Origin of the sequence: Exiguobacterium sp. SH31 (assembly GCF_001816105.1) — a bacterium.
GTDB classification, from domain to species: domain Bacteria; phylum Bacillota; class Bacilli; order Exiguobacteriales; family Exiguobacteriaceae; genus Exiguobacterium; species Exiguobacterium aurantiacum_A.
In genome coordinates this window covers 1-17,618 of the sequence record NZ_LYTG01000038.1, presented here as the reverse complement: position 1 = coordinate 17,618, position 17,618 = coordinate 1, and the positions used below count along the sequence as shown (strand labels likewise).

At 51.5% G+C, this 17,618-nt stretch carries 21 protein-coding genes; 19 read left to right on the top strand and 2 right to left on the bottom strand.

Annotated features, from left to right (window positions below):
- Positions 1-2: 2 nt before the first annotated feature.
- Positions 3-1,154: a GGDEF domain-containing protein gene (locus A6395_RS06220; protein ID WP_071398356.1), complete on the top strand. Its 1,152-nt coding sequence runs from the start codon at positions 3-5 to the stop codon at positions 1,152-1,154.
- A gap of 92 nt (positions 1,155-1,246) precedes the next feature.
- Here A6395_RS06220 and A6395_RS06215 read toward each other — a convergent pair whose 3' ends face one another.
- Positions 1,247-2,833, bottom strand: coding sequence for an ABC transporter permease/substrate-binding protein (locus A6395_RS06215; RefSeq protein ID WP_071398355.1), 1,587 nt, complete (start codon positions 2,831-2,833; stop codon positions 1,247-1,249).
- Positions 2,830-3,954 carry an ABC transporter ATP-binding protein gene (locus tag A6395_RS06210; protein ID WP_070328182.1) on the bottom strand — a complete coding sequence of 375 codons (1,125 nt, stop codon included), beginning with the start codon at positions 3,952-3,954 and terminating at the stop codon, positions 2,830-2,832. Before A6395_RS06210 ends, A6395_RS06215 begins: the two co-directional genes overlap by 4 nt.
- A 755-nt stretch (positions 3,955-4,709) precedes the next feature.
- Between A6395_RS06210 and A6395_RS06205 the strand changes: the two genes are divergently transcribed.
- From A6395_RS06205 to A6395_RS15710, 18 genes are all read left to right on the top strand, one after another.
- A complete protein-coding gene (locus A6395_RS06205) occupies positions 4,710-4,937 on the top strand; it encodes a hypothetical protein (RefSeq protein ID WP_071398354.1) in 228 nt (75 codons plus the stop codon).
- Positions 4,934-5,362: an ATP synthase subunit I gene (locus tag A6395_RS06200; RefSeq protein ID WP_070328179.1), complete on the top strand. Its 429-nt coding sequence runs from the start codon at positions 4,934-4,936 to the stop codon at positions 5,360-5,362. Before A6395_RS06205 ends, A6395_RS06200 begins: the two co-directional genes overlap by 4 nt.
- Positions 5,362-6,099 carry a F0F1 ATP synthase subunit A gene (gene atpB / locus A6395_RS06195; RefSeq protein ID WP_016510243.1) on the top strand — a complete coding sequence of 246 codons (738 nt, stop codon included), beginning with the start codon at positions 5,362-5,364 and terminating at the stop codon, positions 6,097-6,099. The genes A6395_RS06200 and atpB overlap by 1 nt, the downstream gene beginning before the upstream one ends.
- A gap of 80 nt (positions 6,100-6,179) precedes the next feature.
- Positions 6,180-6,392, top strand: coding sequence for a F0F1 ATP synthase subunit C (gene atpE / locus A6395_RS06190; protein WP_035386543.1), 213 nt, complete (start codon positions 6,180-6,182; stop codon positions 6,390-6,392).
- A 71-nt stretch (positions 6,393-6,463) separates the two neighbouring features.
- Positions 6,464-6,991 carry a F0F1 ATP synthase subunit B gene (atpF, locus tag A6395_RS06185; protein ID WP_016510248.1) on the top strand — a complete coding sequence of 176 codons (528 nt, stop codon included), beginning with the start codon at positions 6,464-6,466 and terminating at the stop codon, positions 6,989-6,991.
- Positions 6,991-7,524: a F0F1 ATP synthase subunit delta gene (locus A6395_RS06180; protein WP_070328178.1), complete on the top strand. Its 534-nt coding sequence runs from the start codon at positions 6,991-6,993 to the stop codon at positions 7,522-7,524. The genes atpF and A6395_RS06180 overlap by 1 nt, the downstream gene beginning before the upstream one ends.
- Before the next feature lie 18 nt (positions 7,525-7,542).
- Complete coding sequence (atpA, locus tag A6395_RS06175) at positions 7,543-9,051, top strand: F0F1 ATP synthase subunit alpha (protein ID WP_016510234.1); 1,509 nt, start codon at positions 7,543-7,545, stop codon at positions 9,049-9,051.
- A 36-nt stretch (positions 9,052-9,087) separates the two neighbouring features.
- Positions 9,088-9,945 (top strand): ATP synthase F1 subunit gamma, encoded by an 858-nt coding sequence (gene atpG / locus A6395_RS06170; protein WP_071398353.1) that lies wholly within the window; start codon positions 9,088-9,090, stop codon positions 9,943-9,945.
- Between the two features lie 34 nt (positions 9,946-9,979).
- Complete coding sequence (gene atpD / locus A6395_RS06165; RefSeq protein WP_071398352.1) at positions 9,980-11,398, top strand: F0F1 ATP synthase subunit beta; 1,419 nt, start codon at positions 9,980-9,982, stop codon at positions 11,396-11,398.
- Between the two features lie 28 nt (positions 11,399-11,426).
- Complete coding sequence (locus A6395_RS06160) at positions 11,427-11,837, top strand: F0F1 ATP synthase subunit epsilon (protein WP_071398351.1); 411 nt, start codon at positions 11,427-11,429, stop codon at positions 11,835-11,837.
- 187 nt (positions 11,838-12,024) lie between these two features.
- Complete coding sequence (locus A6395_RS06155; protein ID WP_071398350.1) at positions 12,025-13,215, top strand: EAL and HDOD domain-containing protein; 1,191 nt, start codon at positions 12,025-12,027, stop codon at positions 13,213-13,215.
- A gap of 205 nt (positions 13,216-13,420) precedes the next feature.
- On the top strand, positions 13,421-13,666 hold the full coding sequence (locus A6395_RS06150) for a DUF1146 family protein (RefSeq protein ID WP_071398349.1): 246 nt from the start codon (positions 13,421-13,423) through the stop codon (positions 13,664-13,666).
- Between the two features lie 212 nt (positions 13,667-13,878).
- Positions 13,879-15,180 (top strand): UDP-N-acetylglucosamine 1-carboxyvinyltransferase, encoded by a 1,302-nt coding sequence (gene murA, locus A6395_RS06145; RefSeq protein ID WP_071398348.1) that lies wholly within the window; start codon positions 13,879-13,881, stop codon positions 15,178-15,180.
- Between the two features lie 75 nt (positions 15,181-15,255).
- Positions 15,256-16,242 carry a rod shape-determining protein MreB gene (gene mreB / locus A6395_RS06140; RefSeq protein ID WP_071398347.1) on the top strand — a complete coding sequence of 329 codons (987 nt, stop codon included), beginning with the start codon at positions 15,256-15,258 and terminating at the stop codon, positions 16,240-16,242.
- A gap of 168 nt (positions 16,243-16,410) precedes the next feature.
- On the top strand, positions 16,411-16,842 hold the full coding sequence (locus A6395_RS06135; protein WP_071398346.1) for a DUF4275 family protein: 432 nt from the start codon (positions 16,411-16,413) through the stop codon (positions 16,840-16,842).
- Between the two features lie 4 nt (positions 16,843-16,846).
- Positions 16,847-16,996, top strand: coding sequence for a hypothetical protein (locus tag A6395_RS15975; RefSeq protein ID WP_159429452.1), 150 nt, complete (start codon positions 16,847-16,849; stop codon positions 16,994-16,996).
- A gap of 69 nt (positions 16,997-17,065) precedes the next feature.
- Positions 17,066-17,302: a hypothetical protein gene (locus tag A6395_RS15715; RefSeq protein WP_084812976.1), complete on the top strand. Its 237-nt coding sequence runs from the start codon at positions 17,066-17,068 to the stop codon at positions 17,300-17,302.
- Positions 17,302-17,610, top strand: a complete 309-nt coding sequence (locus A6395_RS15710) for an SDR family oxidoreductase (protein WP_252100522.1) — start codon at positions 17,302-17,304, stop codon at positions 17,608-17,610. Before A6395_RS15715 ends, A6395_RS15710 begins: the two co-directional genes overlap by 1 nt.
- The last annotated feature ends 8 nt before the right edge of the window (positions 17,611-17,618 follow it).

The following is a 17,618-nucleotide window of genomic DNA, read 5'->3' as shown; positions in this document are numbered from 1 at the left end:
CCATGAGGCCAAAACTGTCACTTTTGCAAGCCTACCTGTTGATTGCGTTATTAGCGCTGTTTTTGACAAGTCTATGGAGCTACAGCGCCTTCCAAAACATCGAACGGCAGAACGAGCGTATCGTCGAAGAGGCGATCCCGATCGCGAACGCGGCGTCTGAACTGTTCGCGCTCCTGCTCGATCAAGAGTTATCGGTCCGTGGCTATACATATAATCAAGATATGTTGTCGCTCCGACAATATAATGAAACGAAGCATGCTCTTGCGGAGACGATTCAAGTCATCCACGAGCTTGACCATCGCCATCCGGTTATGCAGGAAATCATTCAAGGAGAGGCGCTTCCGCTCATCAATGAGATGGAGATGTTTTATGAGTCACAGCTTGCCCTCGTCGATGCAGGCAAAATTGTAGAAGCGAACGCGCGGCGCTATAGCGGGATTGATTACATCAATCAATTTCGAGACGTTGACGCCGACATCCGGGAGGACATCGACAAAATTATTCAAGAGGCGTCACAGCGAAGTGTCAGTGCCTCGAATTCAGCGACGTGGGTGATCGTCATCGTCGTCGCGATCGCCATCCTCTTGTTGCTCGCATTCGTGCACACGTTCCGGCTCGAGCGCAGCAAGCAGGCGCTGATCCATCGGTCGCTTCATGACGCTTTGACCGGCGTTTGGAATCGTCGTGCCTTCGATGAAAAGCTCGAGCGACTTTGGGATGAGACGGAAGAATCAAGTACGGATGTCGCGCTCCTCCTGCTCGACATCGATGCGTTCAAACTATATAACGATACGTACGGTCATTTGGCGGGGGACGCCTGTCTCGAACGGGTCGCGCACGCCGTTGATAAAGCGGTCGGGGAAGATGGCATGGTCGCACGCTACGGCGGCGAGGAGTTCGCAGTGTTACTTCGGCCGCACCATGCCCGTCAGTCAAAAGAAGTCGCTGAACGGATTCGCCAAGCGGTTCTTAAGCTGAACATTTTACATGAAGCGTATCAGCCGCTCCGCAAAGTGAGTGTCAGCATCGGTGTCGCAGAACACATCCCCGGTCTGGACGTCGAGAAGTCTGATTTGATCGAAGCGGCTGACCGAGCGCTCTATCAGGCGAAGCAAAGCGGGCGCAACCGCGTCTCGATGGGGAAAGCGATGTAGGCCATTCGATTCGAGACGCCGAAAACGATCAACGTGGTCAACAAACGGACAGACAAAATCCCGCCCTTTTCGAGGGGCGGGATTCGTTTGTCTTACTGTTCGATCAAACCTTCAGAGACGAGGAAGTCGTGAGCCACTTTCTCGGGACGTTGTTTTTCGACGTCGGCGAGGTAGTTCAACTCTTGCATGATTTCGTCCGTGATTTTGCCGTTGAGCAAGTTCAACACGTCGGCGAGCTCGGGATGCTCGGTGAGCGTCTCTTCATTGACGATCGGGACGGCGTAATAAGGCGGGAAGAACTGTTGATCGTCTTCAAGGACGACGAGTTCGAACCGCTTTAACAGGCCATCGGTTGAGAAACCATCGATTGCCTGGCTTTCACCGTTCATGAGCGCCGTGTAACGAAGGCCGCCATCGACCGGTTTCACGTCTGCGAAGTTGAACGGATACACTTCTTTCAAGCCGAGATAGCCGTCTTCCCGGTTCGAGAATTCGATTGTCGGGCCGAAGACGAGCTCGTCACTTACCGCGGCGAGGTCAGAGACGGTCTTCAAGTTATACTTGTCGGCGTCTTCTTGTTTGACGGCGATGGCGAACGTATTGTTAAATCCGATCGGATCGAGTGTCCGGATATCAAACCGCTCTTGCATTTGCGACCGGACTTGTTCGTAGACAGCGTCGGGGTCGTTATCGACTTCTTGCTTCAAGACGTCGACGAAGAGTGTTCCTGTGTACTCGACATAGGCATCGATTTCACCGGTCCGGAGTGCGCTGAACGCGACTTGCGTACCGCCGAGGTTAAGTTGACGCTTCACCTCGAGATCGGTCTTGTCTTCGATCAAATCGGCAACCATGTTCCCGAGGATCGCTTGCTCCGTATAGTTCTTCGAGCCGATGACAATCGTATCGTCTTCACGGGTGAAGGCGTAGATCGAACCGGCGAGGAGCAAGGCGAACGCTGTCGCGATCACGATGAGCGGTTTCGCCACTTTTCTAGCGGGACGGTATTTTTTCTTCTTCATCCGTCCGTCGGCGAGGACGATCCCGTTCGGAGCGACTTTATACTCGATACGGCTGACGATGAAGTCGATCAAGAGTGCGAGTAGACCGGCCGGAATCGCACCTGCTAAGATCTGGTTGTTGTCGACTGTCTGGATACCGGCGAAGACGAGGTAACCGAGGCCGCCTGCTCCGACGAACGCTGAAATCGTCATGAGACCGACAGCTGTAACGGCTGATATGCGAATCCCGGCCATGATGATCGGCAAGGCGAGCGGCAATTGGATCTTGCTTAAAATTTGGCGGTCGGTGAGGCCGATCCCTTTAGCGGATTCAAGCGTGTCACCTGGAATGCTCGACAGACCCGTGTACGTGTTCTTCACGATCGGAAGCAGTGAATACAGGACGACCATGATGATGGCCGGTGTCGATCCGATCCCGATGAACGGGATGAGGAAACCGAGCAAGGCAAGACTTGGCACAGCCTGAACGACGCTCGTCAGACCGAGGATCGGTTTGGCGAGGCGTGGCATCCGGAGAATCAAAATACCGAGCGGGACACCGATCAGCACTGCGAGCGAGACGGCGAAGACGGTCAGTTGCAAGTGTTCAAGCAAGAGCGTACCGATTTGGTCGGTGTTGCCCGCGACGTAATTGAAAAAAGATTGAATCGTATTCATATTGTTTCCTCCTCTTGCATGAATTGCTCACTGAGGACGGAAAGCAAACTGCTGCGTGTGATGAGTCCGTTAAGGATAGGTCCGGTCACGACCGGCAGATAGCCTTGGTCGCTCGTGTTCATGACGTCTAAAATATCGAGGAGCGAGTCCTCGCTCGAGACGAAAGCGTAGTTCACGTTCATGACTTCCTCGAGTCGTCTCGTCTTATCTTGGATCCCGTGGACGTCTTTCAATTTGATGAGTCCTTGAAGGACGCGATCGCGGTCCGTGATCAGGAGACTGTCGACTTTGCGTGAACGCATGATTTCAATCGCCTGCAACACCGTGCGTTTGCCGCTGATCGAGACAGGGTCCGTGATCATGATATCTTTCGCTTTAATGTATTCAGGGCTGTTCCAAATTCGATTTTTGCCGATGAACGCTTCGACGTACTCGTCCTGCGGATTACGGAGAATCTGTTCCGGCGTATCGAACTGAACGATTTCCCCGTCACGCATGATACAAATACGATCAGCCAGCTTGATCGCCTCATCCATATCGTGGGTGACGAATACAATCGTTTTCTTGACTTCTTCTTGCAGGTTGAACAGCTCTTCTTGGAGATCGTTCCGCGTCACAGGGTCGAGGGCGCTGAACGGCTCGTCCATCAGGATGACTTCCGGGTCGTTCATGAGGGCGCGGGCGAAGCCGATGCGCTGCTGTTGACCGCCGCTCAGTTCGCTCGGATAGCGATCGATGAATTGATCCGGGTCGAGGCCGACCATGCGGAGCAAGTGCTCGGTCCGGGCGTCCATATCCTGTTCGGCGTGTCCTTCGAGACCGGCGATCAATTGGATATTCTCGCGGATCGTCATATGAGGGAAGAGGCCAGTCTGTTGAATGACATAGCCCATTTGGCGTCTGAGTTCAATCGGATCCATCTTACGTGTGTCTTGACCGTTGACAATAATCGTCCCAGATGTCGGTTCGATCAAACGGTTGATCATTTTAAGCGACGTCGTCTTACCGCAACCGGACGGGCCGATAAAGACGACGAGTTCGCCTTTGTTAATCGTCAAGTTCATTTCCTTCAGTACAGTCGTACTTTTGAAGGTCTTCTCTACATTTTTAAACTCAATCATTGACTCAACTCTTTTCAAAAATTATTTTCACATAACCTTATTTCCCCGTTGTCGAAGGATTGTAAACATTATTTTTGGAAAAAGTGTTTAACAGGTTGTAAAAGGGGGGATTATTACTTGCTATTTAACAGTGCGAAGAGCCAGTCATGGCAAGTGAGACGCGATTATCGGTTTTGAAGTCACAAAATAGACACAAATATAGATGGCGCTTACATCTTAATTCCAGACTCCCCGCAAAGATTGGCATCGGTTCCGGCTTGATAGCGTTGGGTTTTCAGCCGATTCATGCTGAGAAATGATGATGTGAGATTCATCACTACAAATTTATCAGAATCGCTCGACACAGCAAAAAGATAATCGGTATACTGGTACAGGATAATGAAAACGATTTCAATACGAAATCGGCGTCCGTTTTAAAACCTTTTGTGAACGTGGGGCGGTTTACGTTGTATTTTCCAATACGCGGATGTATAACTGAACTATTCCTCATCTGATTCGGTTTGTGAAATATTATAAAGTCAACATTTTTATTTCACCGTTCCTTCACACTTATTTAAAATTTAGTGATTTTAATTTAGTTTGTGAAGTGCGTAAAAGCCTTGATACGACTCGGTTTAAAGCGCTTTTATAATTGTGAAATCAATTGACTTCTTATGCTATTTCCAGTACTCTGAACTTGTGTGACTTTTGATGGTCACGCGAGTGTGAATCGAAGACGATGAAGTGCTGGCTGCCAGTTAGAAAGGGGGACTAGGATGACGAAAAAAGACAATCGTTACCTATCCTACGCCTCACTTGCCTCGCAAATCTCGACCGCGCTCGCTGGACCGATCGTCATCGGTTATCTCGTCGGCCAATACGGGGCGAGACGTGAATTTTGGGGCACGTTTGGTTGGAATGTGTCGGTGTTTCTCGGAATGTTTATCGGAATCACCGCGCTCGTACTCACCCTTCGAAGTTTAATGACAGGAGAGGACGAATGAAGCTAGAACAAACGGAACTACAACAAGTGCAAGCAGACAGAAAAGCACAACAAGAGTTGATGAAACGCTATACGAAGTGGTTTGTCGGATGGTTCGCCATTCTCCTCGTTGGAGCGCTCATCGTCCCTGTGTACAAACCGGTATTTCTCGGCTTGTTCCTGGGTGGGGTCGCCAGTCTGATCATTCTACATATGCAGAATCGCAGCGTCATTCGAATGTTTGACGTGATCGAACATGGGCGACGCCCGAAATCGCACGGGACTGTTTCAAGAATGGCAGTCGGTGCGTTAGCCGTGATAGTCGGTCTCTTCTATGAGGATCGAGTATCACTGATTGCGGTGGTAACTGGTCTAATCGCCGGCCACATCATACAATTTGGCGAGTTCACACTTGCCCAGCTCAGCAGGAAAAGAGGTGAATACTAATGGGTCATGAGTTTCCCACATATTCTCTACAACTTGGAGACTATACGTTATATGGGAGCTGGACGAACGTCATTACGGTGCTAATCGCATCATTGCTCGTCTTTGCGTTCGCCGTTTGGGGAACACGACGCTTGGCCATGAAGCCGACAGGTAAGCAGAACTTGATGGAATTCTTCGCGGAATTCGTACGCGGGATCATCTCGAGTGCGATGGACTGGAAAACAGGAGGCCGCTTTATCGGGTTTGGGATGACGTTGATTTTGTTCATTCTGATTTCGAACTTGATGGGTCTGCCGTTCAACGTCATTTCCGGTCACTATCTATGGTTCAACTCACCGACGGCCGATCCTTACGTCACATTGGCGTTGTCGACACTCGTCGTTGCAATGTCACACTATTACGGCGTGAAGCTACACGGTTTCAAGCACTATTCGGCGGAATTCGTGAAGCCGGTCTGGTTCTTATTGCCGATCAAGCTCATCGAGGAGTTCGCGAACACCTTGACGCTCGGTCTGCGTCTTTACGGTAACATCTTTGCCGGTGAAATCATGATTACCATCATCTTGGGACTCGCAATTACCGCACAAGGAGCACTTAACCCGCTCGGTGCTGTGTTCGCAATCCTGCCGATGATTTTATGGCAAGGTTTCTCAATCTTTATCGGGGTTATCCAATCCTACATTTTCCTGACGCTTGCAATGGTGTACATCGGGCATAAAGCTTCAGCCGAGCATTGATTCGGATAAGCTGGCCTCGCCAAAGCGTTGAACAAAAAACTATTTACTTACTTTTAGGAGGAACATACACAATGGAACAAATGAATCTTCTCGCAACAGCAATCGTTATCGGTCTCGGAGCACTCGCGGCTGGTATCGGTAACGGTCTCATCGTATACGGAACAGTACAAGGACAAGCACGTCAGCCAGAACTTAAAAACGAACTTCGTCAAACAATGTTCATCGGTATCGGTTTGGTTGAGGCCCTCCCGATCATCGGTGTGGCTGTCGGTTTCCTTCTCCTCAACTCTTGATTACGGGTTAACGAGAACAACAAACGAGGGAGCAAGTCTCCCTCACTTATTTAGTCAAGAGGAGGGTATGCATGGATACGATGATGATTGCAGCTGGTGCCGGTGGCGAAGGCCTCCGCATCCTGGATATGATCTTTACACTTTTCACATTCCTCGTACTCTTGGCCCTGTTGAAGAAATTTGCTTGGGGACCACTCCTTGGAATGATGAGACAGCGTGAAGAGTATGTAGCGAACGAAATCGAGCTTGCTGAAAAGAGCCGCAAAGACGCGGAGACATATGTCGTCGAACAACGTGACGCTTTAAGCGCCGCACGTACAGAATCAAAAGAGATGCTTGACTCAAGCCGTCGTCAAGCGGAAGCCGAACAAGCACGCTTGGTGGAGCAGGCGCGTTTGGAAGCCGAAAAAATCAAGATCGAGGCTGGAAAAGCGATCGAGCGTGAGCGCGAGCTCGCGAAACAGTCGCTTCAAACCGAAGTCGTCACACAGGCGCTCTCGGCAGCACGCCACGTCCTTCAGTCAGACCTTAAAGGCGACGAAGTGAAACAACGTGCCCTCGTCACAGACTTCCTGTCTAAAGCGAAAGGCGCTAACTGATGAACATATCGTTAGCAAAACGCTATGCCAAAGCGCTCTTCGACTTAGCGCGGGAGCAAGGCACGCTCGACCAAGTCGAAGCGGAAGTGCGTCTGCTCGATGAAGTGCTCCACGCGACGCCTGAACTGACGGATCTCTTAACGAATCCTGCAGTCAGCGACAGCGAGCTTGCACAGCTTTTAACACACAGCTTTGGTGATATGACAGAAATCGTGCTTAACACACTTCTCGTCATGGTCGAGAACGACCGTGCGAGCGAAGTTCGCGGGCTGCCGCGTTATGTCTTAGATTACATCAACGACTTCCGTGGCATCGCAGAAGGGTTCGTCACAAGTGCTTACCCGTTGTCGGCAGCAGAGTTGAAAGAAGTCGAACTCGTCTTCGGTCAGAAGATGAACAAGACGCTTCAATTGAAGAACGTCGTCGATGAACAAGTTATCGGTGGACTTCGCGTCCAGATCGGTTACACGACGTATGATGACACAATCGAAACTAAACTAACACGCCTTGAGCGTGAATTGTTGAATGCGTAAGAAATAGGGGTGAATTCAATGACGATCAAAGCTGAAGAAATCAGCGCCCTGCTAAAAGAGCGAATCGCTTCGTACGGTTCTGAAATCGAAGTTAGTGAGACAGGTACAGTCATTCAAGTAGGTGACGGTATCGCTCGTGCATTCGGACTCGATAACGTTATGGCAGGAGAACTCGTAGAGTTCTCAAACGGCATAATGGGCTTGGCGCAAAACTTAGAAGAAGGCAACGTCGGGATTATCATCCTCGGCGACTACAAAGGTATCAAAGAAGGCGACTCGGTTAAACGTACGGGCCGCATCATGGAAGTACCAGTCGGTGATGCGCTCCTCGGACGCGTCGTCAACCCGCTCGGACAACCAATCGACGGTCTTGGACCGATCGTGACGGACACATACAACCCGATCGAACGTAAAGCTTACGGCGTTATGGCCCGTAAGTCAGTTCACGAACCGCTCCAAACTGGGATCAAGGCGATTGACGCCCTCGTACCAATCGGTCGCGGTCAGCGTGAGCTCATCATCGGTGACCGTCAAACTGGTAAGACATCGGTCGCAATCGATGCGATCATCAACCAAAAAGAAGAAAACATGGTTTGTATCTACGTCGCAATCGGTCAGAAAGAATCAACTGTCCGTGGCGTAGTTGAGACGCTCCGTAAAAATGGTGCCCTCGATTACACAATCATCGTTTCGGCTTCGGCTTCACAGCCTGCCCCGCTTCTTTACCTCGCGCCGTTTGCAGGGGTATCGATGGGTGAGTACTTCATGGACCGCGGACAACACGTCCTCGTCGTGTATGATGATCTCTCGAAACAAGCGGCAGCTTATCGTGAGCTCTCGCTTCTTCTCCGTCGTCCTCCAGGCCGCGAAGCCTACCCAGGTGACGTCTTCTACCTCCACTCACGCCTTCTTGAGCGTGCGGCGAAGTTGAACGACGAACTCGGTGGCGGCTCGCTGACAGCTCTTCCGTTCATCGAGACACAAGCGTCGGATATCTCGGCTTACATCCCGACGAACGTTATCTCGATCACAGACGGTCAAATCTTCCTTCAGTCAGACCTCTTCTTCTCAGGGGTACGTCCCGCGATCAACGCCGGTCTCTCGGTATCGCGTGTAGGTGGTGCGGCTCAAGTGAAAGCGATGAAGAAAGTTGCCGGTACGCTCCGTCTTGACCTCGCGTCATACCGTGAGCTCGAGGCGTTCGCCCAGTTCGGGTCAGACCTCGACAAAGCGACACAAGCGAAGTTGAACCGTGGACAACGGACGGTTGAAGTCTTGAAGCAAGAATTGAACGCACCGCTCTCGGTCGACAAGCAAGTGTTCATCATCTACGCTCTCACGAAAGGTCATCTCGATGACGTCCCAGTCGAAGACATCCGTCGTTTCGAAAAAGACATGAACGCATGGCTCGACCAAAACCGTGCGGACCTCTGCCGTGAAATCCGTCAAACAGGAAACCTTCCTGCTGACGAGGCGATGGTCGATGCAATTGCGGAATTCAAAAAGACATTCTCGCCATCGGTTTAATCCGGTGACGAGCGTCTATTAAGGTGGTGAATCGAAATGGCATCATTACGTGAGATCCAGATGCGGATCACCTCGACCCAAAGCACGAAGCAAATCACGAAAGCGATGAACATGGTGTCGGCCTCGAAGTTGAACCGCGCTCAAGGGAGCAACGCGAACTTCAAGCCGTACATGACCAAGTTGCAAGAAGTCATCTCGTCGATTGCCGGCGGTACTTCAGGCGCAACACACCCGATGCTTCAAGTCCGTCCCGTCAAACGGACCGGCTACATCGTCATCACGTCGGACCGCGGACTTGCTGGTGGATACAACGCCAGCGTCCTTCGCGACGTGTACCGCGAGTTGAAAGCCAAACACGATTCGACAGACGAGTACCGTCTGTACGTGATCGGGAAGGTCGGCGTTCAGTTCTTCAAGACACGTAACATTCCGGTGTACAGTGCGATGACAGGACTTAACGACCAGCCAACATTCGTTGAAGTCGCGGAGATCGTCAAACAGACGGTCGGCGCGTTCAGTGAAGGCGAGATCGATGAATTGAAGCTCTGCTTCAACTCGTTCATCTCTGTCATCAGCCAAGAAGTGAAGATGGATCGATTGCTTCCGCTTGGGAATATCGAACAGACCGCATCTAATGTGATGTATGAATACGAACCAGAAGAAGAAACGATCTTAGCAGCGCTCCTCCCGCGTTACGCGGAAGGGCTCATCTACGGCGCGCTTCTCGATGCGAAAGTATCGGAGCACGCGGCTCGGATGACGGCGATGGCGAACGCGACAGACAATGCGGATGATCTCATCCGCGGACTCAAGCTCAAGTTCAACCGCGCGCGCCAAGCGGCGATCACACAAGAAATCACAGAGATTGTCGGAGGTGCGGCTGCGCTTGAATAAGCGCACGCCCTCTAGATTGTAGGAGGCTAACACGATGAACGAATACGGCACAAAAGGCCGCGTAGTCGCAGTCATGGGCCCAGTTATCGACGTTAAGTTCGAGAACCACTTACCGAACATCTACAACGCCCTCAAAGTCACGTACGTGGCAGAGACGGCGCAAGATGTCAGTGTCGACTTGACGCTCGAGGTGGCGATTCACCTTGGGGATGACACGGTCCGTACGATTGCGATGGACTCAACGGACGGCGTTCGCCGCGGCATGGAAGTACTTGACTTAGGTTCACCGATTTCAGTACCAGTCGGAGAAGAGACGCTCGGTCGTGTCTTCAACGTACTCGGTAACCCAATCGACGATAAAGAAGTTTCACCGACTGTACGTCGGGCACCGATTCACCGTCTCGCACCTACGTTTGATGAATTGTCGACAAATGTTGAGATCTTGGAAACAGGGATCAAAGTCGTCGACCTTCTCGCACCGTACATCAAAGGTGGTAAAATCGGCCTCTTCGGTGGTGCCGGTGTAGGTAAAACTGTCCTCATCCAGGAACTCATCAACAACATCGCGCAAGAGCACAGCGGGATTTCTGTATTCGCAGGAGTCGGCGAGCGTACGCGTGAAGGAAATGACTTGTTCCACGAGATGACGGAATCAGGCGTTATCAAGCAGACGGCGATGGTATTCGGTCAGATGAACGAGCCGCCGGGCGCGCGTCTACGCGTTGCCTTGACAGGTCTCACGATGGCAGAATACTTCCGCGATGAGCAAGGACAAGACGTTCTTCTCTTCGTCGATAACATCTTCCGTTTCACACAGGCAGGTTCTGAAGTATCGGCCCTTCTCGGTCGGATGCCATCTGCCGTAGGTTACCAGCCGACACTCGCGACGGAAATGGGTATGCTTCAAGAGCGGATCACGTCGACAGCTAAAGGATCGGTCACATCGATCCAAGCGGTTTACGTACCAGCCGATGACTATACTGACCCGGCTCCAGCGACAACGTTCGCCCACCTTGATGCAACGACCAACCTTGAGCGTCGTCTCTCGGAGATGGGGATCTACCCAGCCGTTGACCCACTCGCATCGACTTCACGTGCCCTCTCGCCTGACATCGTCGGACCTGAGCACTATGAAATCGCGCGTAACGTCCAGCAGACGCTTCAGCGTTACAAAGAGCTTCAAGATATCATCGCGATCCTCGGTATGGACGAGTTGTCTGAAGACGATAAGCTCACGGTTCACCGTGCCCGTCGGATTCAGTTCTTCTTGTCACAAAACTTCCACGTGGCTGAGCAGTTCACTGGCCAACAAGGTTCGTACGTACCAGTTAAAGAGACAGTCCGTGGCTTTAAAGAGATCCTCGATGGTAAACACGATGATCTCCCAGAAGACGCATTCCGTCTCGTTGGTCCAATCGAAGACGTCATCGAAAAAGCGAAGACGTTGGTCTAAGACCTACACGGAAGGGGGAAACTAGACGATGAATACTCTTCACGTCAACGTCGTCACCCCGGATGGTGCAGCTTACGAGGGCGAGGCACGAATGGTCATCGCCAAATCGGTGACAGGTGAACTCGGTATCTTGCCGAAACACATCCCGATGGTGACGCCACTCGACGTCTCGGTCCTTAAACTGCGCCACGAAGATGGTGGACGCACGCTGATCGCACTCAGCGGCGGTTTCATGGAAGTTCGTCCCGATATGGTGACGATCTTAGCTGAAACGGCCGAAATGGCGGATAAGATCGACTACGACCGCGCCTCTGCGGCGAAATTCCGCGCCGAACGTCGCCTTCAAGATTCGAAGATTTCGGATACTGAATTCCGACGTGCGGAGTTAGCGCTCAAGAAAGCGGTCAACCGTTTGAGCATTCGCGACATTAAAGAATGACGAGCATCCTCTCTCGCGTTTCGTGAGAGAGGATTTTTTTGTTCCTCCATTTTGAATCAGACGATTGAACCAGCTTCCTTCATTAAATGTAGGTCAAAAGAATCAGGTTTTTCGTATTCAAATAGTGGAACCAAAGATCGGGTCGTCCGATAATATAGGTGGGAACTATAGTAAAGGAGCTAAAGGGATGAAAGTTTACGTTGCGCGTCAACCGATCTTTGACCAGAAACTACGTGTCTGCGGCTACGAACTGTTGTATCGCCGCAGCGAGAAAAATATGTTCGAACACGTCGACGATGCGCTTGCGACCGCCGACGTGATCCATAACGCCTACCTCGTCTTTAATTTTCGGGAATTGACCGAAGGGACGCGGGCGTTCATCAATTTTCCACAGAACTTGATCGAAGGGGAAGTGCCCTCATTATTGCCGCGGCAATCTCTCGTCATCGAAGTGCTTGAACACGTCGAACCGACCGAGAAAGTACTTGCCGCCCTGCGATCACTTCGGCGGAAAGGTTATACGATTGCCTTAGACGATTTCGTCTTTGAAGAGAAATACCGCCCGTTGATCGGGCTTGCGGATATTATTAAAATCGATTATCAGGCGACACCGGTCGACCAACAGAAACGCTTGATCGATGCGCTCGGACACCGGATTGAATTCCTTGCGGAAAAGATAGAGACGAAGCTTGAATATGATATCGCGAAAGAGCTTGGCTATAAAATGTTCCAAGGTTATTTTTTCAGTCGCCCGACAGTCGTTCATGGGGCGGAAGTCCATCCGCTCCGTAATACGCTCGTCGAGGTGCTGAAAGAGCTCGATAAACCAGAACCGAATTTCCGCCGCATCGCCGGACAAATCGAACGAAGTGTCGATCTGTCCTACAAGATGCTCCGGTCGGTGAACACAGTCTATCAAAAGGGCCGTACGACGATTCAATCGATCGAACAAGCCGTTGCCCGCATCGGACTTGACGAGATGCGGCGTTGGTCGTATTTGATGTTGCTTCGGGAGATGCAGACGTCTGAATCGAAAGAATTGATAAAGCAAAGCGTTATCCGTGGGAAGATGATGGAGTTGATTGCCGATGAGACAATTCCGGGAGTAGCTCCGTTTGATGCGTTCATCACCGGGATTTTCTCTTCACTCGACGTCATTTTGGACGAGACGATGCAAACGCTGATTGCCGAGCTCCCAGTCGAACCGATTGTCAAAGAGGCACTTCTCGGTAAGCCGAACAAGTTGCGTGAATTGCTCGAGTCGGTGAAGGCGTATGAGCAGTTAACCGTGCCAGTCGACGAGACGGCTCTAGATTGGTCTCGTTACTATATCGAAGCGATCCGCTGGGCGCTCGCACAGGACGAAAAAAAGGAATAATGTTTGAAAATTTGGTGGGACGTCAATTACTGTAGTAAAGGCTATGCGCCGATGACGTCCCTTTTTGTATGCGGTTTATTCAAAGAGAGTGAGCTGATAGGATGAGACGATTCGATTGATCATCATCATGCTAAGTCTTTTTTTCTCTGTCGCAACGTGCTATGATTAAAAATGGTACAAAATTTCGAAAAGAGGGGAATCGAGGATGTTAAACACCGTCTTATCGCTCGTCATCTATGTCGTAGCGATTTACGTCGCCTGGTGGGCACTCATGCCAGTTAAATGGGAGCGCGTGCTCAACCAAGTGAGAAGTCCGCAAGCCGCTGTCTTGCGTGTCCTCGTGGCCGTCGTCTTCGGTTCTCTGATCGCCCAGTTCTTTTTGGAGTATATCCGATTAGCTCAGGCGCTCGTACCATTACAGTCGATTTTCCAAATCATTAACAAACTGTAATCCTGTTGTAACGACTCCTATATGTATATCATGTAGGATAAACTCGTCTGACATGACGACCAATCATCAGGACAGATTATGATTTTATTTTTATTTTTTTCTGATGAGGCGTCACGTTAAAAAAACATCATAGTAATCGACATAACCACATCCGGAAACGGATATCGACGCATAAAATAAAAAAACAACGAAGTTGGAGGACAAAGAGAGATATGAAGGATTTGATTGTAGTCCGTGGAGGACGTAAATTGTCAGGTATTGTGCGTGTTGAAGGAGCTAAAAACGCCGTACTGAAAACATTGGTTGCCACTCTGTTAGCAGGCGAAGGAAAATCGGTACTTCAAAACGTGCCACGTCTTGCTGATGTTTACACGATTAATAAAGTGCTTCGCCACCTCGGTGCAGAGGTCGCGTTCGATGAAGCAAACAACGAAGTCACTGTCGATGCCTCGGGCACAATCAAAGACGAGGCGCCGCTTGAGTACGTTCGCAAAATGCGTGCCTCGATCCTTGTCATGGGTCCTCTCCTTGCTCGTCTTGGGCATGCGCGTGTCGCAATGCCAGGCGGATGTTCGATTGGATCACGTCCGATCGACCTCCATTTAAAAGGATTTGAAGCAATGGGCGCGAAGACAGTGATCGGCAACGGTTTCGTCGAAGCATCAGTTGAAGGTCGCTTGCAAGGTGCGAAGATCTATCTTGACTTCCCATCGGTCGGGGCGACAGAAAACATCATGATGGCGGCGGTTCTCGCTGAAGGAACGACTGTTATCGAGAACGTTGCGAAAGAACCGGAAATCGTCGACCTCGCGAACTTCTTGAACGGTATGGGCGCTCACGTCCGCGGTGCTGGAACGGAAACGATCCGCATCGAAGGCGTCGACAAGTTGCATGGTGCTGAGCATTCGATCATCCCGGACCGTATCGAAGCCGGCACGTTCCTCGTCGCTGCTGCGATCACAGCCAGTGATATTGAAGTCATCGGAGCTGAGCGCGAACATCTACGTCCACTTATCTCGAAGATGGAAGAGATGGGCGTCAAGTTCGAAGAGACAACGGAAGGTATGCGTGTCATTGGACCAGAAGTATTGAAACCAATCGACTTGAAGACGATGCCACACCCTGGCTTCCCGACAGATATGCAAGCACAAATGATGGCCCTCGTCTTAAAAGCGGGTGGCACGTCAGTTATTACGGAGACAGTGTTTGAAAACCGCTTCATGCATGTCGAAGAATTCCGTCGCATGAACGCAGACATTAAGATTGAAGGTCGTTCAGCAATCATTAAAGGTGGCGTCCGCCTCCAAGGTGCCGAAGTCGTTTCGACAGACCTTCGTGCCGGGGCAGCGCTCGTCCTCGCAGGACTCATCGCCGACGAGGAGACTCGTGTCGGTGACTTATACCATATCGACCGCGGATACGTCGATTTCCACAAGAAACTTAAAGCACTCGGTGCCGACATCGAGCGAATTGAAGGAACTGTCGAAATCGCTGAAGAACTGGTCAACAACTAATTAATAGACTCATAGGAGCGAGGAGATTCTTCTCGCTCTTTTCAATGAAGTAACGAACGGAGGAACCTACACACCATGTTTTCAAAAGATATCGGGATTGATTTAGGAACAGCAAACGTCGTCATCCACGTGAAAGGCCGAGGCATCGTCCTCGACGAGCCTTCCGTCGTGGCCATCAAGCGTTCGACAGGGAAAGTACTCGCCGTTGGTTCGGAAGCGTATCAGATGGTCGGGCGTACGCCTGGCGACATCGTTGCCATCCGTCCACTCCGTGACGGGGTCATCGCCGACTTCGCGACGACAGAAGCGATGCTTCGCCACTTCGTCGAGAAGATTCAAGTCCGTGGCTTCTTCGGTGGCATCCGGATGCTGATCTGTACACCGGCCAACGTGACACCGGTCGAGGCGAAAGCGATTCGTGAGGCCGCTGAGAAAGCTGGCGCCAAAGAAGTCTTCCTCGAAGTCGAACCAAAAGCAGCTGCTGTCGGTTCGGGCATGGACATCTGGAAGCCGGCTGGACATATGATCGTCGATATCGGGGGCGGGACGACCGACGTCGCCATCCTCTCGATGGGCGACATCGTCTGCGGTGAAACGATCAAGATTGCCGGAGACCGGTTCGATACGGACATTCTCCGTGCCATCAAAGACAAGCACAAGCTCATCATCGGTGAGCGCACGGCCGAGCAGATCAAAAAAGAGATCGCGACCGTATTCCCGGGTGGACGCAACGAGACGATGGATATCCGAGGCCGAGACATGGTGCGTGGGCTTCCACGTACAGTAACGATCACATCAGAAGAACTCCGTGAAGCGATGGCCGAGTCGGCGAACGAGATCGTCGAAGCGACGAAGCGCGTCCTCGAACAGACGCCACCAGAACTTGCGGCTGACATCATCGACCGCGGCATCATCATGACAGGTGGTGGATCGCTCCTTCACGGCATCGACCAGCTCGTTGCTGAACGAGTCGGTTTGCCAGTCATGATCGCCGACGAGCCGACGCTTAGCGTCGCGCACGGTACAGGCATCATGCTTGAGAACTTAGACCGTTTGAAATAAGCGAACGACTCAGTTCAAATTGCAAAATCTAGAAATAGAGAGGTACGACGTCTTTTAAGGGCGTCGTACCTCTCTTTTTTTACTGACGGCATCGCTTCGATTTGCAGGAGAAGTTGGTCTCTTGTCCTTAAAATGGATAAACTGAGGAGGAGACAGGGGGAAACGAAGATGAATCCATTGATTGAGCGACTGACCTCTAAGGGAGTTGTGGTCACAGAGTACGAAAATCGAGGGGAACAAGCACGAGAAAAATGGAAGAATTGTTTCGTATCGATTGAAGAGCGGAGTCAATACCGACCGTATCTTTGGGAGTATCTCGTCGAAGAGATAGATGGCTGTCTCGTTGGAAAAGAGGCAGATGTCGCCTTACACCATACCGCGAAATGGAAGTGCCTCTTGTTTTTTGAACACTCCAACGATGTGCTCGAGCTCGAGTTGAGTCAAGCGCAAACGTTCGTGCGAAAAGATTTGACGGTCGCGGCAGGGGACTACGCGGACGTGTATATCGTCGACCCAACCTATACATGGACATACGTCATCCCGCACGAAGCAGACTGGGGACCATATTTTCTAATCAAATCAACAGTGAAACGGGGATGACTGAATGACACGACCACTTACGCTCATCACCGGCGTCAGCCGCGGCCAAGGAATCGGTGCGGCCATCGCCCGACAGCTTGCGGCGGCAGGTCATGATCTGTATTTGACGCACTGGAGCCCGTTTGACGGGACGGAAGGAGTCGGGGAAGACTAGGCCTTCATCGAACGCTTTGTCGACGAATTAGAGCGGTTAGGGGCCCGTGTCGCGCATGAGGCGTACGATTTGGCTTCAGGGGACGAAGCGGGTCTTCTCGACCGTGTCGAACGAGCGCTCGGCGTACCGAGCCGTCTCATCAACAACGCGACGTATGAGCGACACGTGAGCGTCGACACGTTCACGATAGAGACGCTAAGGCGCCACTATCAAGTCAATAACGAAGGGACGCTCGGTTTGAGACGTTCGAATTCGTCGAACGGTATCGGAGAGCGGGACATACGGACGGACGCATCTTGTTTTTAGTGTCGGGTGGGGCGGATGCATCGAACCTCGCCTACATCGCGTCGAAAGGGGCGCTTATCGCCATCACGCCGGCACTTGCGAACGGGGTCGGGCAGTACGGTATCTCGGTCAACGCGTTCGACCCGGGTCCGACCGACTCGGGTTGGATCGATGCCGCGTTTCGCGACGAACTCGTGCCGCTGTTCCCGCACGGTCGGGTCGGCACACCGGAAGATACGGCTCGCTACGTCTCATTTCTCATGGGACGTGACGGCATGTGGGTAAATGGACAGCATCTGCATGTCGATGGCGGATTCATCGGACGATAAAAAACTTC